Origin of the sequence: Micromonospora sp. DT15, assembly GCF_049841475.1 — a bacterium.
In the GTDB taxonomy this organism is placed as follows: Bacteria; Actinomycetota; Actinomycetes; order Mycobacteriales; family Micromonosporaceae; genus Micromonospora.
In genome coordinates this window covers 147,139-168,348 of sequence record NZ_JBNCKJ010000007.1, presented here as the reverse complement: position 1 = coordinate 168,348, position 21,210 = coordinate 147,139, and the positions used below count along the sequence as shown (strand labels likewise).

At 70.8% G+C, this 21,210-nt stretch carries 16 protein-coding genes; 5 read left to right on the top strand and 11 right to left on the bottom strand.

The window, feature by feature from the left end:
- The first annotated feature begins 131 nt into the window (after positions 1–131).
- From ACLQ3F_RS17275 to ACLQ3F_RS17255, 5 genes are all read left to right on the top strand, one after another.
- Positions 132–1,343 (top strand): CapA family protein, encoded by a 1,212-nt coding sequence (locus tag ACLQ3F_RS17275; RefSeq protein WP_425850064.1) that lies wholly within the window; start codon positions 132–134, stop codon positions 1,341–1,343.
- 224 nt (positions 1,344–1,567) lie between these two features.
- A complete protein-coding gene (locus ACLQ3F_RS17270) occupies positions 1,568–3,703 on the top strand; it encodes a HAMP domain-containing protein (protein ID WP_425850062.1) in 2,136 nt (711 codons plus the stop codon).
- A gap of 2 nt (positions 3,704–3,705) precedes the next feature.
- Positions 3,706–4,983, top strand: a complete 1,278-nt coding sequence (pgsB, locus tag ACLQ3F_RS17265; RefSeq protein ID WP_425850059.1) for a poly-gamma-glutamate synthase PgsB — start codon at positions 3,706–3,708, stop codon at positions 4,981–4,983.
- Positions 4,980–5,465, top strand: a complete 486-nt coding sequence (locus ACLQ3F_RS17260; protein ID WP_355005071.1) for a poly-gamma-glutamate biosynthesis protein PgsC/CapC — start codon at positions 4,980–4,982, stop codon at positions 5,463–5,465. Before pgsB ends, ACLQ3F_RS17260 begins: the two co-directional genes overlap by 4 nt.
- 25 nt (positions 5,466–5,490) lie before the next feature.
- Positions 5,491–6,537, top strand: coding sequence for an NlpC/P60 family protein (locus tag ACLQ3F_RS17255; RefSeq protein WP_357205544.1), 1,047 nt, complete (start codon positions 5,491–5,493; stop codon positions 6,535–6,537).
- 24 nt (positions 6,538–6,561) lie between these two features.
- Here ACLQ3F_RS17255 and ACLQ3F_RS17250 read toward each other — a convergent pair whose 3' ends face one another.
- The 11 genes from ACLQ3F_RS17250 to ACLQ3F_RS17200 all read right to left on the bottom strand — a co-directional run bounded on the left by ACLQ3F_RS17250 (position 6,562) and on the right by ACLQ3F_RS17200 (position 21,181).
- Positions 6,562–7,485, bottom strand: a complete 924-nt coding sequence (locus ACLQ3F_RS17250) for a hypothetical protein (RefSeq protein ID WP_425850056.1) — start codon at positions 7,483–7,485, stop codon at positions 6,562–6,564.
- Between the two features lie 56 nt (positions 7,486–7,541).
- Complete coding sequence (locus ACLQ3F_RS17245) at positions 7,542–8,519, bottom strand: carbohydrate kinase family protein (RefSeq protein ID WP_425850053.1); 978 nt, start codon at positions 8,517–8,519, stop codon at positions 7,542–7,544.
- Positions 8,520–8,533: 14 nt separating this feature from the next.
- A complete protein-coding gene (gene ahcY / locus ACLQ3F_RS17240) occupies positions 8,534–9,979 on the bottom strand; it encodes an adenosylhomocysteinase (protein ID WP_425850051.1) in 1,446 nt (481 codons plus the stop codon).
- An 87-nt stretch (positions 9,980–10,066) separates the two neighbouring features.
- Positions 10,067–12,142: a multicopper oxidase family protein gene (locus tag ACLQ3F_RS17235; protein ID WP_425850049.1), complete on the bottom strand. Its 2,076-nt coding sequence runs from the start codon at positions 12,140–12,142 to the stop codon at positions 10,067–10,069.
- Positions 12,143–12,247: 105 nt separating this feature from the next.
- The gene (locus ACLQ3F_RS17230) at positions 12,248–12,907 is read right to left on the bottom strand and encodes a response regulator (RefSeq protein WP_425850047.1); all 660 of its coding nucleotides are present in this window, start codon (positions 12,905–12,907) and stop codon (positions 12,248–12,250) included.
- Positions 12,904–14,022, bottom strand: a complete 1,119-nt coding sequence (locus tag ACLQ3F_RS17225; RefSeq protein WP_425850045.1) for a sensor histidine kinase — start codon at positions 14,020–14,022, stop codon at positions 12,904–12,906. The genes ACLQ3F_RS17230 and ACLQ3F_RS17225 overlap by 4 nt, the downstream gene beginning before the upstream one ends.
- Positions 14,023–14,154: 132 nt before the next feature.
- Positions 14,155–15,438, bottom strand: a complete 1,284-nt coding sequence (locus ACLQ3F_RS17220) for a cellulose binding domain-containing protein (protein WP_425850044.1) — start codon at positions 15,436–15,438, stop codon at positions 14,155–14,157.
- Between the two features lie 211 nt (positions 15,439–15,649).
- Positions 15,650–16,795: an alanine racemase gene (locus ACLQ3F_RS17215; RefSeq protein ID WP_425850042.1), complete on the bottom strand. Its 1,146-nt coding sequence runs from the start codon at positions 16,793–16,795 to the stop codon at positions 15,650–15,652.
- Positions 16,792–18,390: an IucA/IucC family protein gene (locus ACLQ3F_RS17210; protein ID WP_425850040.1), complete on the bottom strand. Its 1,599-nt coding sequence runs from the start codon at positions 18,388–18,390 to the stop codon at positions 16,792–16,794. Before ACLQ3F_RS17210 ends, ACLQ3F_RS17215 begins: the two co-directional genes overlap by 4 nt.
- On the bottom strand, positions 18,387–20,015 hold the full coding sequence (locus ACLQ3F_RS17205) for an IucA/IucC family protein (protein ID WP_425850037.1): 1,629 nt from the start codon (positions 20,013–20,015) through the stop codon (positions 18,387–18,389). The genes ACLQ3F_RS17210 and ACLQ3F_RS17205 overlap by 4 nt, the downstream gene beginning before the upstream one ends.
- Positions 20,012–21,181: an ATP-grasp domain-containing protein gene (locus tag ACLQ3F_RS17200; RefSeq protein WP_425850035.1), complete on the bottom strand. Its 1,170-nt coding sequence runs from the start codon at positions 21,179–21,181 to the stop codon at positions 20,012–20,014. Before ACLQ3F_RS17200 ends, ACLQ3F_RS17205 begins: the two co-directional genes overlap by 4 nt.
- Positions 21,182–21,210 lie beyond the last annotated feature (29 nt).

The window sequence follows — 21,210 nt, the reverse complement described above, 5'->3', positions numbered from 1 at the left end:
CGCGGGCATGCTCGCGCAGGGTCTGCACGACGGAAGCGCCGGCTTCTCCGACTGTTGAGGTCGTTCATCGACCGGGGGACAGCGGGCCAACCCCTCGACCGGCGGCGGACAAGGCGTACTAGCCTGTCGCGGTGGCGAGCAATTCTCAGGTGAGCGGCGGGTTCTCCGGCACGCTACGGGCGATCCTCAGTTGCGTGATCGCACTGGCGGTCGGGGTCGGGGCGATCTATGTCCTCGGACCCTGGTCCGTTGAATCTCCCGCGCCGGCAGACCCGCCCCGCCCCTTGGGGGCCCCGGTGAAGGCGGCCGGACGGACGGTGTCCGTGCTCGGCGCCGGGGACATCCTGCTGCACCCCGAGCTGTGGGACCAGGCCCGGCGCGACGGTGGCGGCGAGTTCGACTTCGCCCCCATGCTCGCGCCGGTGCGGGAGACCGTTTCCAGCGCGGATCTGGCCCTGTGCCACCTGGAGACCCCGCTGGCACCGCCGGGCGGCCCCTACATCGGCTTCCCGAAGTTCAACGTGCCGCAGGAGGTGGTCAAGGGCATCAAGAGCACCGGGTACGACGGTTGCTCCACCGCCTCGAACCACACGATCGACCAGGGGTACGACGGCGTCAAGCGGACCCTCGACGCGTTGGACAAGTCGGATCTGGGGCACACCGGCAGCTACCGGACCGAGCGTGAGTCCCGCACCGTCAAGATCTATCGGGCCAAGGGCGTGAAGGTCGGGCACATCAGCTTCACCAAGAGCTTCAACGGTCTGCGCCCGCCCGCCGACAAGGAGTGGGTGGCGAACCTCATCGACGTGAAGGCCATTCGGCGGGACGCGGCGGCGGCCCGGGAAGCCGGCGCGGAGATCGTGGTGGTCAGCCTGCACTGGGGCACCGAGTACGAGCACGAACCGGACGTCGACCAGCAGACCTGGGCCCGTCAGATCGCCGCCATCGACGACGTGAACGTCGTCTTCGGGCATCACGCGCACGTCGTCCAGCCGGTGGAGCGGATCGGCGACACCTGGATCGTCTACGGGATGGGCAACCAGATCGCCCGGCACGCCGAGCCGGTGAACGCCAACCGTGACGGCGCGATGACCCGGGTGACGTTCGGTCCGGCCGGCGAGACGAAGAGGTGGAAGGTGGTGGCCATCGAGGCGATCCCCACCTTCGTTGATCTGAATCCGAACATCCGTCTGGTCGATCTTGAGCGGGCGTTGGCGGATCCGGCCCTCTCCCCAGGGCGCCGCCGGATCTACGAGGCCGCGGTCGAGCGGATCGAAGGCAACCTCTTAACCAGGGCCGCCGATACCGCAGGCCTGGTGGTACGCGGAGTGCCGCGCAGGTAACAACCGCAACTGAGCCGACACAAAGGCGAAATCGTCACAGATCTCGTGGTGGCGCGCCTTGCTAGCATTCGCGGCGGCCTGCGGCCGTCGCCTGGGGTGACGAGCTGGACAGGCAGCGGTCCAGGGGGTAGCTCCACGGGGAAGGTTGTCGTTTCGTGTCAGGCAGGTCGGCGCAGTACGCGCCATGGCAGTCGACGGCTGGGCCCGCAGACGATCATGAACAGTTGCTGGCCTGGAGGCGACGGGCGCTAGACCAGCAGTTGCCGGCCGCGTCCTTTCCCGCCGGCACGAGCGCACCCTCACTCGTCTATCTCTGGACCACGATGTTCGTGGTCGCCATGGCGATCCTCGGGTTCGCGGTCAGCGCCGAGCGCGGGGTGCTCCCAGCCGTCGTCGACTCCCAGCGTGACGTCGTGTCCAAACTGGCGTCGAGCATGCAGACCGAGGCCCGCAGCCGGGCGACCAACCTCAGCCGGACCGTGCAGGACCGGGGCACCACGAGCGACGCCGATCTGCTGACCCGCCTTGTCGGGGAGGGTGCCGGCTTCACCGGCGCGGTGATCGTGGAAACCGCCTCCCGGCGACCTCTCGCCGCCAAGGGCGCGGCGCTACCGCTCGACCTCCTGCCGCCGGTGCTGGAAGTCGACAGGACGATCGCCGCCACCACGGCTGATGGCCCGGTGCTGGTCTATGCCGTAGCGCTGGACGACACCCGGGCAGTACTCGCACTCCAGCAGGTCACCATGCGGAACCTGCGACTCAACCCCGACGCGGGACATGGCGTCCACATGATCGGACCCGACGGCAAGAGCAGCCTGATGCAGGGGGCCAGTGCGGTCGACGCCGTGCACCTGCCGACGGTCTTCGCCGGCCTGGCCGGGTCCGACTCGCCCCAGAGCCGCGAGGTGGTGGTCAAGGAGTGGACGGACCGCAGGCTCGTGGTGTCGTCCGCGCCGGTGGGTGAGACAGGGCTCGTGGTCGTCTCCCTGCTCGCGGCGGACGTGAGCGCGGGGACCTCGGGCACCAAGGGGGTGCTGCTCGGGCTCAGCCTGCTGCTCGTGACACTGCTCAGCTTCGTACTCATGCGCATGTCGCTGGTCCGGCCGGTCCGGGCGCTGCTGAACCAGGCCAAGGCCGACGCCTGCGGCGTGATGACCCGGCGCCGTCCGCCGATGCGCATCCGCGAGGCGCACCGGATCACGCGGGCGTTGGCCCTGGCCTCCGGCGACCAGTACCCGCCGGACCAGCGGTGGCGGCCAACCGTCCTCCAGGGCCTGACCGTCGCCGTGGTGGTCGCCATGCTCTGGCCGGCGGCGGCCACGGTGGTCGCGTTGCAGGCTACCGATCCGACGATTCCCGTGCAGTTGGTGCGGGATGCGGAGAGCCGGGCAGAGGAGGCCAGCAACGCCCTCGGGCACCTGCTGGATGACGGCCTGACCACCGTCTCCCGGGTCTCGCAGGGGATCACCTCGAAGGACCTCGGGCAGGCGGACCGGACCCTCGACCGGGAACTCGCCGCCGAGCAGCGGCTGCGGGCCTTGTACCTGGTCGACCACGACGGAAAAATGGTGGCCGGCGCGGGCCGGAAACCGCTGCGGACCGTCGCGCCACTGCCAGGCGAGGTCGGCATCCATCTCGACGACACAGCCGAGCGGTTGCCGCTCGTGTACGCCTTCAACCAGCGCGCCGACGGCTTCGCTGTGGTCGGTGAGTTCGACCCGGACCGCCTGCTCGGGCTGGTCCGTCGGGTGGATGGCCGAGTCCGGGTCGTCGACGCCGAGCTGCGGACGATCCTGGACTCGGAGGGCTTCCAAGCGTTCCAGCCGCTACAGGGCGCGTTGGCCCGAAGCGTCGCCGTCGAGGTGCTGCCGGGCAGCACTGTTGGCCGGTCGACCACCGAGGACGGTACCCCGGCGATGGTCGCCGCCTCCGGTCTGACCGTGCCGACGACAGTCGCCCACCTTGAGTGGGCGGTCGTGCTGGAGCAGGACGTCGCCGCGTTGCGCCTGCCCACGATGGTGGAGCGGCGGTGGACCCTGCTTGTGGCCGGGGCCGTGGTGGGCATCGCCCTTCTCACCCACCTGTGGCAGCTCTACATCTTCGTCCGGCCGTTGCGGAGGTTGAGCTCCTTCGCCGAGCGGATGGCCGACGGGACCGTGGATCTGCCCGTCCCGCCGCAGCGCCACGACGACATCGGTGCGATCGCGATGTGCCTGGAGATCTGTCGCCAGGTCCGACACACCGGGTCCGCCCGATTCGGTGGTGCGCTGCGGCTACGCGGCGCGGGAGCCGACCGGACCAGCGTCCTCGCCCGCGTCCGGCACGCGGCGGGGACTCGCAACCGGGCGACGAAAGGCTGAGCATGTTCTACCTCTACACCGTCTACAGCCTCTGCTGCCTCGCCCTCCTGGTGGCCGGCGTGATCGAGCAGCGGAACCACAACCGCAACCTCGACACCATCCCGCACCGGGTGCTCGTCAACGGGATCCGTGGCAAGAGTTCGATCACACGACTCTGCGCGGGCGCGTTGCGCGGCGGCGGCAAGGTGGTGGTGGCCAAGACCACCGGCACCGCCGCGCGGTTCATCTTCCCGGATGCCAGCGAGGAGCCGGTGCACCGCAAGTTCGGGATCGCCAACGTGGTCGAGCAGATCGGCATCGTCCGGCGGGCCGCCGTCTACCACCCGGATTCGCTCGTCATCGAGTGCATGGCGGTCATGCCGGCGTTGCAGGAGATCAACCAGATCAAGCTCATCAGGTCCACCATCGGGGTGCTCTGCAACGTCCGCGAGGATCACCTCGCCGAGATGGGGCCGACCCTCGACGACGTGGCCCGGTCGCTGAGCCGGTCGATGCCCGAGGGCGGCATCTGCATCACCGCGGAGAAGGACCGACTGGCGATCCTGGAGAAGGAGGCAGCCAAACGGAACTGCCGACTGATCGCGGTCGACCCCGAGTCGGTGACCGACCAGGAGATGTCCGGCTTTGGCTGGATCACCTTCAAGGAGAACGTGGCCATCGCACTCGCCGTTGCCGAACAGCTCGGCGTCGACAGGCACAGCGCGCTCACCGGCATGTGGTCGGCCCCACCCGACCCGGGAGTGCTCTCCGTGGCCCGGGTTCTGTACGGCGACAAGCGCGTCCGCTTCGCCAACATCTTCGCCGCCAACGACCCGGAGTCGACGTACATGAACATCGAGCAACTGGAGAAGCAACGGCTCATCAGCAAGCCGTTGACCATGGTCATCAACTGTCGACCGGACCGGGTGGAACGGAACGGGCAGATGGGTACGCTCGCCGGCCGGGTACAGCCGCAGTGCATCGTGCTGATCGGCGAGATGACCCGCAGCGCCAAGGTCAACGTTCCCGCCGAGTTGCAGAGCCGGGTGGTCGACCTGGGCGGCAAGCTCCCCTCGGAACGGCTGATCAGCGAGGTCATGGCGGTGACGGCGGAGGATGCCTCGATCGTCGCCGTCGGGAACATCCACGGGCAGGGTGAGGTGCTGCTGCACGAGCTGGCCGCCCTGCCGAGCTGGGAACCGCAGGACCGCAGTCGTGCCGAATCGATGCTCCGTCCGCCGACCGCGCGCGCTTCCGCCGTGGACGGCGAGACCGTGTTCCTGGGAAGGACCTACCGGTGACATTCGGAGGAGAACTAAGCGCCCAGCTGGCCACCGCGTGCCTTGGCATCGGCCTGGTCTTCGCGCTGCTCTGCTATCTGACCACGAACCTCTCGCCAGGCGGGATGATCACGCCGGGCTGGATCGCGCTCGCGCTGATCGAGGACCCGCTCCAGGCTGCGGTGATCGTGGTCATGACCGTCGTCACCTACGCCCTCACCCGGCTGATGCAGCGCATGGTGATCCTCTACGGCAAGCGCCTCTTCGCCGCGATCGTCCTGCTCAGCGTCCTCCTCCAGATGACTCTGTTCGTGATTGTCCAACGGGACCTGCCGCTGCTCTTCGCACACCAGACCCTGGGCTTCGTGGCACCGGGGCTGATCGCCTACCAGCTCGTACGCCAGCCGCCGAAGGCGACAGTGCTGGCCACCGTCATGGTCACCGTCATCACCTACGGGGTGGCGTTCAGCGGCGTCGTGGCCGGCTTCGTGCCGGTCACCTGAGGCCCCACACCGACGAGGAACAGGCATGAACTACCGGACTTACTCCCGCAGCCGCGCCATGCTGATGACCGTCGCCGCCTTCGCTCTGCTGAGCGGCGGCAGCACCTTCGCCTACGTCATCGCCCGGCACAGCGCGGCGGATCCGATCGAGCTGAGCCTCGGCGCGCAGGCCGCTCAGGCCGCCGTGACCAGCGGCTCCGGCTACAGCTACCGACGGTTGACCGCGCCGAACCGGACGCAGATGGTCGACGCCAAGGGCAAGACCGTCGCGATCATGACCGACGGTGCCCGCACGGTGCACATCAGCGGCCCGAAGCGGACGTTCGCCGAGTCGCGGTTCACCAAGGCCAAGGTCCCCGCCGAGCTCTGGGTACGACTGGCACCACGGGAGTGGCGGGCGGGTGCCGAGAAGGAGAAGTGGTTCACCGACTGGTTCCGTAAGGCCCGTACCGACCGCTCGCCCGACGTTCTGGCGGTGGCCCGGGAGTACACCTACGTCGCCGTGCCGAAGAAGGACGCGAAAGGCCGGCAGTACTCCGGGGACGCCGCCTTCGGGCCTCTGTCGGACATCGACCCGGACGGTCGCGCCGAGAACTCCGACTTCTACGACTACCTCGGTGTGTCGTGGGAGTTCCCCGACAAGAAGGAGAAGCCGACGGCGTCGCACATCCGCAGCCTGGACTGCTCGGGCTTCCTGCGCATGGTCTACGGCTACCGGATGGGCTACCCGCTCCTCGGCACGAACAACGCTGGCCCCGGCCTACCCCGGCGGGCGACCGCGATGGCCTCGGTGGGACCAGGGGCCCTGCTGATGCCGAACACCGGCAAGCGGGCCCGGGAGCTGGATCGGCTGCTCCCCGGCGATCTTCTGTTCTTCAACGCCGGGCCGGTGCAGGGCGCGAACATCGAGCACTCCGGCATGTACCTCGGCGTGGACGACCGGGGACACCACAGGTTCATCTCGAGCCGTACCACCGCGAACGGCCCGACCATGGGTGACCTGGGTGGCGAGTCCATCCTGGACGGCACCGGCTACTGGGCCCTGCGTTGGCGGACGGCCCGCCGGATCTGACCTCGACGGCGACCCTGCAACGGGTCAGGCCACGGCGAGCTGCGCCGCGAGCACGTCCGCGACACGGCCGCGGGCCTCGGCGTCCCGCCGGACCGACCAGCTCAGCTCCAGGTGGACGAAGACCGCTTCCAGCTCCGCCGCGGCCCGGCCCTGCTGGTTGGTCTTACCCTCAAGCTGGCCGCACTTCCGCACCCACGCCCGACAGGCGTTCAGCCCGGCCCCGGAGAGGCCGTCCGCGATCCGGCGGGCCACCGGGGTCACCGGAGCCGACCCCGTCGACACCACCGCGTCGGACGTGGGCAGGTTCCGGTCGGCGAAGCCGTGCAGTTGGATCTGGTCGAGGTCGTTCCTGGCGAACTCGGTCGCCAGGGTGTGGAACAGCGAGCGGTCGTTGTGGGCGACGTCCGCGTCGCTGTCGGCGGCCTGCCGGTGTGCCCCGGCGACGAGCAGTACGCTTCCCGGCGTCTTCCGGTGGACGGCCAGGCCCAGCTTCTCCGTGTTGATGTCGAAGCCGGGGTGCGGCACCTCGATCACCGTGCGCGGGGCGGTGCCCCGGTCCACCAGCACGGCGCCCCAGGAACGATCGTCCGACCCATCGGCGAGGTAGAGCGCGAACGGCCGGTCGGTGACCGGGTCCGTCCCATGATGGGCCCGGAAGCCGAGGTCGCCGAAGACCTGATCCAGGTCGTTGGCGGCATTCGGCTCGGTGACCAGCGACCGCGCTGCCCGCCGGGCCGTCGCCCGCTCCTCCGTGTCCGGGTCTCGGTAGGGGTTGTCCCGGGATAGGCCGGCGGTCAGCTCATCGATCAGCACCTCGGGATCGGGCCCTCGCTGCTGCTCGGATGTCGGCTGGGCGTCGGCGCACGCCCCCGAAACGAGCAGTGCCAGCGTCGCCGCGGCGATCAGCCCGCGGCGAGTTGAACCCGCGGCCGGAAGCGGTGTACGCACCCGTGCAGGCTATCCGATCACCCCCGGGTGCCTTTCGGCTCGGCCCGCTGGCCCGGTCAGACCCGGGCCAGCCCGAGCGCGCGCACATCCACCGCCACGTCGGGGCCGTAGGACTCGACGAGGCGGCGCTCGAAAGCGTCCGCGTCGATCGTGTATTCCTGTGGACCCTCGACCTCCAACACGTGCGCCGCCAGAACACAGCCGACCTGCGCCGCCCGCTCGATCGGCAGGTCCGCGGCGAGCGCGGCGAAGAAGCCGGCCCGGAAGCCGTCGCCGACGCCTGTCGGGTCGACGATGTCGCCCACCCGGGCCGCCGGCACCAGGACGTCGCCGTCCCGCCCGGTGATCCGTACCCCGTTGGCGCCCATGGTCACGACCCGCACGCCCACGCGGCGCAGGATGTCGTCTTCGCTGAGCCCGGTCTTCGACTCCAGCAGCGCCGCCTCGTACTCGTTCGTCAACAGGTAGCTCGCGCCGTCGATCATCGCCTCGATGTCGGCCGACGGCATCCGGGCCAACTGCTGTGACGGGTCGGCGGCGAAGGGCAGACCCAACCGACGGCAGGCCGCGGCGCGGGCGAGCATCGTGTCCGGGTTCTCCGCGGCGACGATGACGAGCCCGAGCCCTCCGGCGCGCTCGGCGACGCCGTCGAGGCTGATCCGGTCGGGCTCGCCCATCGCGCCGGGATAGAACGAGGCGATCTGGCAGAGATCGGTGTCGGTGGTGCAGATGAACCGGGCAGTGTGGGCGATGGAGCTGACCTGCACCTCCGAGCAGTCGACCCCGTGCCGCTCCAGCCAGCTGCGGTAGTCGCCGAAGTCACCGCCGACCGCGCCGAGCAGCACCGGCCGGTGCCCGAGTTGGGCGAGCCCGAAGGCGATGTTGGCGGCGACCCCGCCGCGCCGGACGACCAGGTCATCGACGAGGAACGAGAGCGAGACGGTGTCGAGGCTGCCGGCGACGAGTTGCTCGGCGAACCGCCCCGGAAAGCGCATCAGATGGTCGGTCGCGATCGAGCCGGACACGGCGATCATGCGGAGGGGCCCTCTCAGTAGCGGTAGTGGTCGGGCTTGTAGGGCCCTTCGACCGGGACGCCGAGGTAGCTGGCTTGTTCCTTCGTCAGTTCGGTGAGGCGGACACCCAGCGCGGAGAGGTGGAGTCGGGCCACCTTCTCGTCCAGGTGTTTGGGGAGGGTGTGGACACCGATCGGGTACTGGTCGGTCCTGGTGAACAGCTCGATCTGCGCGATGGTCTGGTTGGCGAAGCTGTTCGACATCACGAAGCTCGGATGCCCGGTGGCGTTGCCCAGGTTCAACAGCCGGCCCTCGGACAGCACGATGATCGAGTGGCCGTCGGCGAACCGCCACTCATCCACCTGCGGCTTCACGGTGATCCGCTCGACATCGTCGCGTTTCGCGAGACCTGCCATGTCGATCTCGTTGTCGAAGTGGCCGATGTTTCCCACGATCGCCTGGTGCTTCATCCGCGCCATGTGCTCGTTGGTGATCACGCTGAAGCAGCCCGTCGCGGTCACGAAGATGTCAGCGGTCTCGACCACGTCGTCCATGGTTGCGACCTGGTAGCCGTCCATCGCCGCCTGGAGGGCGCAGATCGGATCCACCTCGGTCACGATGACCCGCGCACCCTGACCACGCAGACTCTCGGCGCAGCCCTTGCCGACGTCGCCGTAACCGAACACCACGGCGACCTTCCCGCCGATCAGCACATCGGTGGCCCGGTTGATCCCGTCGATCAGTGAGTGCCGGCAGCCGTACTTGTTGTCGAACTTGCTCTTGGTCACCGAGTCGTTCACGTTGATCGCCGGGAAGAGCAGGCTCCCTGCCTGCTGCATCTCGTACAGCCGGTGCACGCCCGTGGTGGTCTCCTCGGTCACCCCCCTGATCCCGGCCGCGAGCCGCGTCCAGCGGCGGTTGTCCTCGCGCAACGACCGCGTCAACACACCGAGGATGACCTCGTACTCCTCGGAGTCCGCGCTCTCCGGGGACGGGACCGCGCCGATCGCCTCGAACTCGGCGCCCTTGTGCACCAGCAGCGTGGCGTCACCACCGTCGTCGAGGATCATGTTCGGGCCCTGGCCGTCCGGCCAGAGCAGCGCCTGCTGGGTGCACCACCAGTACTCGTCGAGGGATTCGCCCTTCCAGGCGTAGACCGGGACACCCGCCGGGGCGTCCGGGGTGCCGGTCGGGCCGACCACGATCGCCGCCGCCGCGTGGTCCTGGGTGGAGAAGATGTTGCAGGACGCCCACCGGACCTGCGCGCCGAGCGCCACCAACGTCTCGATCAACACGGCCGTCTGGATTGTCATGTGCAGCGAGCCCGTGATCCGGGCGCCCTTCAACGGCTGCCGCGAGGCGAACTCCCTCCGGATCGACATCAGACCCGGCATCTCGTGCTCGGCCAGCTCAATCTCCTTACGCCCGAAGGCTGCCAGCGACAGATCCGCCACCTTGAAATCGCTGAAGTCACCAGTCATGTCCGCACCTCCCCCACCAGTGTCGAGAACCGATGGAGTCCGGTTCAACCGCGCACTTGCTCGGTGGGGAAGACTCGACAGGTCTGTTTACTCCGGCTGGTTGGGAGTGCCGCGACCCAGCTCGTAGGGGGATGTCACGCCCTCGTAGGCGAGGTGCATCACCATGCCGTTGGCCGCGTGGTCGAGGTTGTGGCAGTGGTCCATCCAGAGACCCGGGTTGTCCGCCGTGAAGCCGATTTCGTAGATCTCGCCGGGGATCACGTCGAGGCTGTCGATCCACCACGGTGACCCGGTCGCGGCGACCCCGTTGCGGGACAGGACCAACGCGTGATGGCCGTGCAGATGCATCGGGTGGTTCTGGTGACTGCGGTTGACGATCCGCACCTTGACCACGTCGTCCGTCCGGACCATGAGCGTCGGTGTGTCGGGGAAGCTGTGCCCGTTGATGATCGGCACCAGGTGGAGGCCCCCGTTGTAGAAGGACAGCCGGTCGTCGAGGAGCTGGGTGAACGAGCGGTCGTACGACGAGCCGGCGTCGAAGGGCCGGGAGCCGCCGGAGCCGTACGACAGCGGATCGAACCGGTCCCCGTCGTCGACGATCCTCGGCGTCGACGTGTCGCCCGGTGGCGCGAGGACCAGCCCGGCGTCGCGGTTGGCGAGGTCCGTCAGCCGCACCGGGCCCGCCGGCATCGTGAACGTCACGTCGTAGCGTCCACCGGTCGCCAGCCCGAACCGCGGGTCGGTCAGCGGGGTCGGGCCGTTGACGTCGACCCCGTCGATCGCCGCCACCCGTACCTGTGTGCCGTTGACCGTCAGGGACCGCGGACGGCTGTCGGTGGACGGGTTGTTGTCGGTGTTGACCAGACGCAGCCGCACCGGAGTGCCCGGGTCGACCTCCTGGCGTTGCAGGGTGTCACTCGTGCCGAACGAGACGATGGTGTCGGTCGGCGTACGCCACTCGTGGGCCTGCACGACGAAGTCCCGCTCGCCGGGTGGTGGGCCGTCGCGCGGCTCGACGATCAGCGCGCCGAACAGGCCCCGCCTGATCGCCTCCAGTGGGTTCTGGTGGGTGTGGTACCAGAAGGTGCCGACCTGCTCGGCGAGGAACCGGTAGGTGAAGCTGCCGCCCGGCTCCACCGCGTTCTGCGTCGCGCCGGCCACGCCGTCCTCACCGTTGGGGACGTCGAGACCGTGCCAGTGGATGGTCACGTTCTCGTCGGGAATCTCGTTGTGCAGCGTCACCTCGACGAGGTCTCCCTCGCGGACCCGCAGCTCCGGCCCGGGCGACTGTCCGTTGTACGTCAGCGCCTCGATCTCCGCGCCCGACGAGAGCCGTACCGTCGCCTTCTTCGCGGTCAGCGTGAAGGCCCTGTCGGGCTTGGCGGTCCGCGGCCCACGCAGGTCGTCGACGGAGACCCCGCCATGACCGCCGTGACCGAACGACGGGCCTCCGCCGTAGTCGACGTTGTCGTGCGACATCATGCTCATCCGGTCGGGCAGCCTGCTGCTCTGCGCCACGTAGGTGATGCCGGCGGCGACGACCAGCACCACGACGGCGGCCTGCGCGGTGGCGCGCAGACCGCGGGCCCGCCGGCCCCGGCGCGCGAAGTCGGTGGCGGTGACGACCCGCAGGCGACTCCCCTGCCAGAACCACAGCACCACCGCCGACAGCAGGATCGGCGCGGAGTGGGTCACGATGTCGTCGAGGTAGGACGGGACCGGACGGGACACGTACGCGACGTAGACGCCGACAACTGTCGCCACGGCCGTCACCTGGACCGGCACGACGAATCGCGGGTCGGCGGCGGCGGAGCGCGTCCCGGCGTCGACCGGTGCGTCGTCGCGGTTGGCCAGGGCGCGCAGGCCCGGCACGGTCCAGAGGGCGACGGCCAACATCGGCAGTAGCAGGAGCGGCATCTGCACGATCACGCGGTTGTCGGCAAAGATCCAGTCGACGGCGAGCATCAGCCCGATCGCGACGCACTTGACGACCAGCACCACCAGCGCGGCGACGAGCAGACGCAGCAACCGACGGGCGCTCTTCCGTAGCGCCTCGGGTGTCGGCCGCCAGGCCAGCCGCGTGGCGAGGATCGCCGCGGACAGCCAGATCAGGAACAGGACCCCGGCCAGGATCCCGTCGGCGTTCTCTCCGACCTCGAACATGACGCCAACGTACGAAGGCTGCGTACCGCGTGGCATCCGCTGAGGAACGGCCGGTGCGTACGGGAATCGCCGTAGCCCGCACCACCCGGGAAACAGGGGCCGTAGTCAACTGCCGGGCGCGACGAGCCCCGTCTGGTAGGCGAGGACGACGAGTTGCGCGCGGTCACGGACGCTGAGCTTGACCATGGCTCGGTGGACGTGGGTACGGGCCGTGGCCGGGCTCATCGACAGCCGGCGTCCGATCTCCTCGTTCGTCAGCCCGATGGCCACCAGGCTCATCACCTCGCGCTCGCGGTCGGTCAACACCGCCAGCCGGCCGCCGTCGACGGGCGTCGGTGCGACCTGGCTGACGAACGCGCCCACCAGCCGGCTCGTCACCCGCGGCGAGATCAACATGTCGCCGCCGGCCACCACCCGCACCGCCTGGCGCAGCTCGTCGGGCTCGATGTCCTTGAGCAGGAAGCCACTCGCGCCGGCCCGCAGCGCCTCGAAGACGTACTCGTCGAGCTCGAAGGTGGTCAGGACGATGACCCGCACGGCCGGGAACCGTTCGACGATCGCGGCCGTGGCACGCACGCCGTCGAGCACCGGCATTCGTACGTCCATCAGCACGATGTCCGGCCGGGTCGCGGCGACCATCTCGACAGCCTGGGCACCGTTGGACGCCTCACCGACCACCTCCAGGTCGTCGCTGTGGTCGAGCAGGCCCCGGAAGCCGGCCCGCACGAGTGTCTGGTCGTCCGCCAGCACCATCCGGATCGTCACGCTGTCTCCCCCACCTCGACCGGCAGCCGCGCGGCCACCCGGAACCCCCCACCCTCCGGCCGGGGCCCGGCCTCAAGGGATCCGCCGGCGGCCGTGGCCCGTTCCCGCATGCCGGCCACCCCGTGCCCCCGCCGGCCAGCCCCGGACCCGACCCCGTCGTCGACGATCTCCACTGTGACGGCGTCGCCCGCGTAGGCGATCGTGACGTCGACGGTCGTTGCTCCGGCGTGCTTGACGGTGTTCGTGATCGACTCCTGCACGATCCGGTAGACCGAGAGCGCCACCTCCGGCGGGATCGGGCGCGGGGTGCCCGCGATTCCCGACCGCACCTTCACGCCGGCCTGTTCGGCGACAGCGAAGACCCGCGCCAGATCGGGCACCTCCCCGGGGTCGCGGAGCATGCCGATGGCCGAGCGCACCTCGTGCATGGCGTCGCGGGCCGCGCCCCGGATGTTCCGTAGCGCCGCCCGCGCCTCGGCCGGCCTGCTGTCGAAGATGTCGTCGGCGAGGCTCGCCTGCACACTGATCGCGGCGATCGTGTGACCGAGTACGTCGTGGACCTCGCGGGCGATGCGGAGCCGCTCCTGGGCGACCTCGTGTTGACGCTCCTGGCGCATCACAGCGAGACGTTGCTGTGCCTCGGCCAGCCGGACCCGGCGGGTGCGGATCGTCTCGGCGAGCAGCACCACTGCCGCGAGTAGCGAGCCCTCTTCGAGGGTGGCCGAGAGAGCGGGGAAGAAACCCTCGCCGAGCAGCGTGTACCGCATGATCAGCTCAAGGACGACGAAGAACCCGGCGACGACGAGCGCCCAGGTGAACCGGCCGGCGGCCGCGACGGAGAAGAGGGCGGCGGCCAGCGGGAGGGCGGGCGGGATGCCCGGGTACTCGAGGACGTAGTAGATCATCAGCGCGGTGACCGAGCCGACCAGCACCAGTAGCGGCCAGCGGCGTCGGAAGACCAGCAGCAGCCCGATCACCGCGCCGATCGCGTAGGCGCGCGCATCCGGCGGCCGGGCGCCGGGCTCGTCGGCGACCCGGATCGCCACCGCCACCACGGCCGCGACGACGACCGCGATGAGGGCATCGATCGCGATTCGCCTGACGGCCGGGTTCATGTCCGCAACGGTACGACGCGCGCACGGTCCGTCAGCGAAGGGCCCTTCCCGACCGTGAACTGTCCGCAAAGGCCCGTCGGCTCAGCCGTGGGGCCCGGAGCCGGTCGGCTCCGGGCCCTCCCTCTGCCGAACTCAGGGGCTGGTGCAGGTGACGCTGCTGGGCGCGGTGGCACCGTTGCCCGTGGCGGTGAACCCGAAGGTGGTCGATGCGTTCGGGCCAACTGTGCCGTTGTAGGCGGCGTTTCTGACCGTGACGCTGCCGGTGGTGCCCGTGTTGACGCCACTCCACAGACTGCTGATGGCCTGACCACTGGCCAGAGTCAGGCCCACCGTCCAGCCGTTCAAGGGCGCGGTGGAGGTGTTGGCCACTGTCACCTCGACCTGGAAGCCGCCGGGCCAGGTGTTGGTCGTCCGGTAGGTGGCAGCGCAGGTGCCGGGCCCCCCGGTCGGCGGCGGGCTGGTCGGCGGATCGGTGGGCGGGTCAGTCGGCGGGTCGGTCGTCGGCGGCGTGGTCGACGCGAACTGGCTGAAGAACCTCCAGATTTCCCCCGAGGTCCAGGTCCGCGAGTCGTTGGGGCTGCCCGAACCGTCCACCGGGCTCGGGGTGTGGTCCCCGTCGAACGCCGCCCACTGCACCGGGTAGCCGGCCCGGCAACCCGCGTACGTCGTGGTGATGTGGGTGAGGCTGCCTCGGCTCGGCTCCCGTGGGCTCTGCGCGGTGCAGCCGTTGTTTCGTACGAACGTGTCGCGCAGTTGCCGACCCTGGGAGATGTTCAGCACGCTGTCGTAGATGCCGTGGATGCCGAAGTAGGCGACCGGCTGCGTGCCCCCATTGCACCCGCTGAGGTTCGCGCCGGACAGGACGGTGACCGCGCGGATGATCGTGGGCCGGGCGCAAGCCACCGCGTAACTCATCGCTCCGCCGTAGCTCCAGCCCAGGGCGAAGCGCTGAGTGGTGTCCACGCAGAGATCGTTCTCGATCTGCCGGGAGATGTCGTCGAAGAGGGTCAGGTCCCGACCGTTGGTGTTGGCCCAGCCGGCGTTGAGACCCTGCGGGGCGACGAAGATCGCGCTGTTGTTCGACAGCGGCTGGAGCCCGTAGTAACCGGCCGAGGTGACGTTGTTGGCCGAGCCGTTCAACCAGTGGAAGCCGAAGATCAGCCGGTAGGGGCGGTTCCGGTCGTAACCGTCCGGGATCCGCAGGTTGTACGTACGACTCTGTCCGCTGCTCTGAATCGTCCGCGTCCCGCTGGCGAGCGTGGGGGCCTTGCCGCAGCCGGCGGTCGCCGCGAGGGTGCCGTTGGTGGCGGCCACCGCCGTCGCACCGAAGCCGCCGCTCAACACGCCGCCGGTGGTGGCCGCGAGAACAAGCGCCGCGGCCGCGATGGATGGGAGGAAGAACCTACGTCTCAGCATTGCTGGGGCTCCTTGCCGTTCGGCGACCAACCGTGGTCGCCTGGCATCGACGGGGGCCCGGACTGGTCACCGACCGGGAAGGCGGCGGGAGGGGACGGGCCCCTCGGCGCGTCTTCGCCGCTGGCTCGGGTGACCGGGAGCGTGCCCTTCACTCCCGGGTGAAAGATAGCATGTTATCGATAACACACCGAGCCGATCGGGCCTCCCGGGCTCACGTCCCGAGCGGCCGGGCCGCCCACTCGACAGCCACTTCGTGCAGGTCACCGGTGCGAAAAAGCGGAGGCTCGTGCAGCAGGAAGTCACGGTGGCTGATGTTCCAGGCGTACGCCCCGGCCATGGTGAAGGCCAGCACGTCGCCCACGCCGATCGGCCCCGCGGTGGCCGAGAAGGACAGCACGTCCTTCGGTGTGCAGAGTTGCCCGACCACTGTGACCGGCCCGCCGTCGGTGCGGGGGCCGCCGGCACTAGGCCGTTGGTGCACGGTGAACGGCTGCGCGTGCCCCTTCGCCGCCGGAGTCCGTAGGTGGTGCGTCCCACCGGCCACCACCACGAACCACTCGCCGTAGGAACGCTTCACGTCGACGACCTCGGTGAGGTACGCCCCGCAGTAGGCGGTGACCGACCGGCCCGGCTCGATGCGCAGCCGCACGCCCGGGTGCCTGTCGAGGACGTCCGCCAGGGCCTGGCCGTAGCCCGCCCAGTCGAACCGCGCGTCCGGGTCGGTGTAGTCGACTGTCATGCCGCCGCCGACGTCGACCTCGGAGGCGTCGACCTCGGCCGCCGCCCAGTCGACCACGGCCGCGGCGACCGTCGCGGCGAGCGGTGCGTCCAGTCCGCTGGCCAGATGGGCGTGGATTCCGCGTACGTCGATGCCGGCGGGCGGGCGGCGGGCGCACGCCACCACGTCGGCCGGGTCCATGCCGAACGGGCTGGGTCCACCGCCCATGACCAGGCTCGCGCCCGGCGCGTCGACAGGCAGGTTCACCCGCAGCAGCACCTGGGCCGACCGGCCCGCCGCGGTGGCCAGCGCGCCGAGTCGCGCCAGCTCGGTGGGGGACTCGACGTGGATGCGGCGCACCCCGGCGGCGAGAGCGGCGGCGAGGTCCGCGTCGGTCTTGCCCGGTCCGGCGTACGCGGCGGGCGCCCGTCCGGGCAGCACCTCGGCCAGCCTGCGCAGCTCGCCCCGGCTGGCGGCCTCGAACCCGTCGACGATCGGCGCGAGGGTGCGCAGCACGCCGGCATCCGGATTGGCCTTGACCGCGTAGAGCAGCTCGACCGGCCGAGGCAGCGCCGCCCGGATGGCACGGGCCTGCCCGGCCAGCGCGTCGAGGTCGTGGACGTAGACCGGTCGGGTCATCGTGGCCCACCCATCGGGTTCGGCACCGGCACGAACGGCGCGGCCCGGTCGGCGTCTCGCCGCCACCGGACCAGCAGGTTCGCCTTGGCCAGCAGCGGTTCCCCGGTCAGCAGCGCGCGCAGCTCCGCCGGCTCACCGAGGTCGGCGGCCACCGCCTCGACGACGGCGCGCACCTCCTGCCACAGCCGCCGTTCGATTCCCGGCCGCGCGTCGGCGAGGGCCCCGCTGATCCCCCCGAGGTGGTTGACGAACAGGCAGTAGACGATCCGGCGGTGGGCGGCCCGGGGACCGTAGCGGACCTGCGCCGGGACGCCGTCCGGCCAGGTATCCCACCGGTCGGCGTCCAGCTTCACCCCCTCCAGGTCGCGCAGCAGCATCCGTACCGGATGGTGATCCCGGTCCAGCACGACGACCACGTTCTGCAGGTGCGCCTCGTGCACGACGCCGTGGCTGAGCCAGCTGCGCAGCACCGCCGGCACCAGCAGGCCGACGTACGCGCGCCACCAGGCCACCGGATCCGACGTCACCAGCGGCGTCGCGGCCAGAGCCGCCGCCAGCACCGGGGTGTCGCCGGGACGCAGGTGCGGACGCAGACCGCCGCGCAGGATCGTCCCGTACGCCTCGTCCGGGCCTGGGACGTCGACAGTGCGGTAGGCGGGCTCGGCGAGCAGCCCCACCCCGTCCGGCAGCGGCACCCGGGCCAGCAGGTCGGTCAGCGCCACCGCCCCGGTGAGCTCGTAGCGGGCGTTCTTGCGCAGACAGTTGGTGATCCGCACGTGCAGGCTGGTCTTCACGAACAGGTCGGCCTCGGGGGCGTAGAGGGTACGGACGCTCGCCGTGGGTCGTACCGGCACACCGGCCGCCCCCAGGTCACGCAGCCGTGGATGGGTGGGCGGGATCAGCGACAGCTGCCAGGGGTGCACCGGTAGGACGCGGTACCCGCGCGGGGGGCGTGGCGGGTCGAGCGTGGCCACCAGCGGATCGAACGGCCCGGCGTCGGCGGTCAGGTCGTCCGGTACGGCCAGCCAGTGCAGCCGGAACGCGGTGCGCAGCTCCGGCGCGTACGCCCGCCAACTGTCCGGGTCGCCGCTGCGCCATTTCGGGGTGGGGTGGTGCGGGTGGCCGAAGACAAGCGACTGCTCGGATTCGATGTACGCGTCGATGGCGGGCTCACCGGTGGGGGTCGGATCCTCGGCCGGTCGGTCGGCCAGCAGCCGGGCCACGGTGTCCCGGCTGGCCCTGACCTGCTCGGCGAACTCGTCGTTGACCAGGCCGGTACGGGTGGTGAGTTCCGCCGTGACCAGGGCGGCCAACCCGTCCGCGTCCAGGTCTTCCCACCGTCCGCTGCCCGTGTTGCGTTGGACCGGGCCGCTGTAGCGGTGCGCGCCGAGCGGCGAGGTTCGCGCGACAGCACAGCGCACTGTGACGTCGAGGTGCCGCAGTAGCAGCCGTACCGCGCCGTCGACAACGCTCGGGGTGCCGTCCGGCGGGGCGAGCTCGCGCAGCAGGCACCCGAAGAGGGCGTGGGCGGCGGCCAGGTCGGCGCGCTGACCGGTGTCGGTGGCCGGCCGGGAGCGCAGCTGGGCGCTCGTCATCGTGTCTCCCGGAGGTAGTTCGGGCCGGTACGCAGGTAGTACTTGTTGATGTCGGCGCAGCCGAGCCGCTGTTTGGGCAGCAGGGTGCCGGCGGTGAGCATCGCCTTGATGGGCAACTGGGCGGCGTGCAGGACCTGCTCGGTGAAGGTCCGCACCGCCGGTCCGTCGCCCCACCGGTCGCGGGCGGCGGCGAGCCGGGGCACCAGCGCCTCGGCGGGCGTCGGTACGGGCAGTCCTCGGGCGGCCAGGGCGATCACTGGCGCGGCGGCGGCCAGGTGCAGGGTGATGGTGATGAACACGTCGGCCAACTCGTGCGGGTCGCGCGCCCACATCCGGTCGTCGTGCAGGGCGAGCCCGTCCACGCCGTCGTGTCGTGGGTCGAGCCGGGCGCCGTCGTTGTCCTTGTAGAGCAGGCCGACAGCGCCGTCCGGGTGGACCAGCAGGTGGATGTTCTGCGGGTGCGCCTCCAGCGCGATCCCGTGGCGCAGCCAGAGGAAGACGTGCCAGTCGAGCAGCAGGTCCAGGTAGGACTCCAGCAGCGCGACGGGCCGCTGCGGGCTGATCCGTTCGAGGACCGTGCCCGCCACCGGGTCGGCGGCGGCGAGGGCCGCGACCGGCACCACCTGGACGCCGCCCAGGTCGCGCGAAAATCGGCGCAGCAGGAAACCGCGGCGCTCGTCGCCGTCGACGTGCGCCCAGGTGCTCTCGTCGGCGTGCCGGATCCGGCCGGCGAAGCGGGGTTCGGCGGTGGCGATCCGGTCGAGCAGCCCGGCGACGGCAGCGCCGTCGGCGAGCGAGCCCGGTTGCAGCGTGCGTCGGTTACGCGCGCCGAGACTCGCGGTCGGCAGCGGCAGTTTGAGATGCAGGTACGGGTCGTGGTCGAGCGCCACCGTCCGCATGGAGAGGGTGGGTCGCACCGGTGTCACCGGCAGGTCGACCACCGGGAGCGCGTCGCGGGCCACAGTGATCGGATGCGCTGGCAGCAGCAGCTGATCCGGTCGCGGCGCGCTCGGCCACCACGCTGGCAGCTCGCCAGCGAGTCGGACGTCGTCGGCCGGGGCGGCGTACCAGCGCAGCGCGAACCGTGGGGCGTGCTCCGGGGCGTACCGGAGCAGTTCGTCGTCGCGAAGACCGTGCCGGCACCGGTCGGTGGGGTAGACGGGGTGGCCGTGGTGGGCCGCGAGCACGTCGTCCAGGAGTGCCGCCGGCAGGCCGGTCGGGGTGTGCGCGCGTTCGGCGGCCACCTCGGTTAGCACCCGTGCCCGGTTGCGGGCGGCGAGGCGTCGGGCCCGCAGGTCGGCGCGGCACTCGACGCCGAAGTCCCGCCAGCCGGCCTCGGCCTCGGCGTTGTCGTACGGGGCGAGCAGCGTCAACAGTCCGTCCAGCGTCTCCGCGCGCTGCGTCTCCCCGGTGTGGGTCACCAGCAGCACCATCGGCGCGGCGCTGCGCAGGGCCTGCAGGAACCCGTCCGCCCGGACCGGAATGCGCAGCAGGCCGTCGGGGTGCGGCACCTGCCACCAGCCGGGGCCGTCCGCTCGGCCGGCACTGCGCAGGCCGAGGTGATCCTCGCGCAGCAGGGCGTCGAGCACCCGGGCGAGGACCTCCCGCTCACACTCGTCGCTCACTCGACGATGGTCCACTGAAGGCTGTCGCGGAGGGCGGTCAGCGACTGCCGGACGGTGGCCTCGTCGGGGCCGACTCCGTGCAGCACGGCGAGGTAGTCGCGGTTCGTGCCGGTGTGCTCGGCGGTGCGGCCCACCTCGCGCAGCGGACGGCAGGCCAGCCGGACGTCGCCGTCGACGGTGTCGAGGGGCCCCGGTGCGGCGACGAGACGGCCGGACCGGTCCGCGCAGACGTACTCGACCCGGGCGTAGCGGTCGACGGTGTGGGGCAGGCCGAGGGCGGCCAGCGGTTCGCCGAGGTGCAGCCGGATGACGTACTCGAACAACGGCACACCGAGCAGGTCGGCGAGGATCAGGTCCATCCGGTCGCCGATGAGACGGTAGTTCACCTCGATGAGCCGGACCCGGCCGTCGGAGACGACGTACTCGGTGTGGCAGGCGCCGAAGCCGACCCCGAGGGCGTCCAGCCGCTCCCGCAACTGGGTGCGTGCCTGCTCCGCCGGGGGCGACCAGGCGAGGCTCTCCTCGGTGAAGGTCGGCGGCGGGCCGAGGCCGGTGCGCCATCCGCCGAGGGAGGCCAGCTCGGTGCCGTCACCGAGGGTCTCGAAGGTCCGCAGCTCACCGGCGAGGTACTCCTCGACGACCAGTGCCACGTCCGGCCGTCGGCCACGGATCTCGGCGACCCGGGCGACCAGCTCGGCGTGGTCGGTCACCAGGTAGGCGTCCTCACTGGCAACTCCCTCGCGGGGTTTGACCACCGCCGGGAACATCAGGGTCGGCACGTGCGGCGTGGCGCCGGGGTCGACGGTGACGGTGCGTACCAGATCGAGGCCCGCAGCGGCGATCGCCCGGCGCGCCGCGGCCTTGTCCTTGCAGAGACGGGCGGCGTCCGGGTCCTTGCCGGGCAGGCCGAGCTTTCGGGCGGCGATCGCGGTGGCCTCCTGGAGATGGTCGCTGTTGGACAGTAGCGCCAGGGGCCGGGCGGGGGCCGCCGCCGCCACCACGGCGGCCGGGTCGCGGACGGCGCAGCGCGCCACCCGCACGTCGGCCGGCCATTCGGCGGGCCGGTCGGTCAGCACGGTCGCCGACAGCCCGAGCGACGCCGCCGCCGGGAGTAACCCGTCCAGGAGCGCGTCGGTGGGGTTGAGCGCGGTCAGGTACAGCTGCATACCGCCTCCGTCGACTACCACGATGTCGC

What these genes read in the sequence shown, in the direction of transcription:
- pgsB (WP_425850059.1), top strand. Translation starts at nt 3,706, where the DNA reads ATGTTCTACCTCTACACCGTCTACAGCCTCTGCTGCCTCGCCCTCCTG.
- ACLQ3F_RS17255 (WP_357205544.1), top strand. Translation starts at nt 5,491, where the DNA reads ATGAACTACCGGACTTACTCCCGCAGCCGCGCCATGCTGATGACCGTC.
- ACLQ3F_RS17245 (WP_425850053.1), bottom strand. Translation starts at nt 8,519, where the DNA reads ATGATCGCCGTGTCCGGCTCGATCGCGACCGACCATCTGATGCGCTTT.
- ahcY (WP_425850051.1), bottom strand. Translation starts at nt 9,979, where the DNA reads ATGACTGGTGACTTCAGCGATTTCAAGGTGGCGGATCTGTCGCTGGCA.
- ACLQ3F_RS17235 (WP_425850049.1), bottom strand. Translation starts at nt 12,142, where the DNA reads ATGTTCGAGGTCGGAGAGAACGCCGACGGGATCCTGGCCGGGGTCCTG.
- ACLQ3F_RS17225 (WP_425850045.1), bottom strand. Translation starts at nt 14,022, where the DNA reads ATGAACCCGGCCGTCAGGCGAATCGCGATCGATGCCCTCATCGCGGTC.
- ACLQ3F_RS17220 (WP_425850044.1), bottom strand. Translation starts at nt 15,438, where the DNA reads ATGCTGAGACGTAGGTTCTTCCTCCCATCCATCGCGGCCGCGGCGCTT.
- ACLQ3F_RS17215 (WP_425850042.1), bottom strand. Translation starts at nt 16,795, where the DNA reads ATGACCCGACCGGTCTACGTCCACGACCTCGACGCGCTGGCCGGGCAG.
- ACLQ3F_RS17210 (WP_425850040.1), bottom strand. Translation starts at nt 18,390, where the DNA reads ATGACGAGCGCCCAGCTGCGCTCCCGGCCGGCCACCGACACCGGTCAG.
- ACLQ3F_RS17200 (WP_425850035.1), bottom strand. Translation starts at nt 21,181, where the DNA reads ATGCAGCTGTACCTGACCGCGCTCAACCCCACCGACGCGCTCCTGGAC.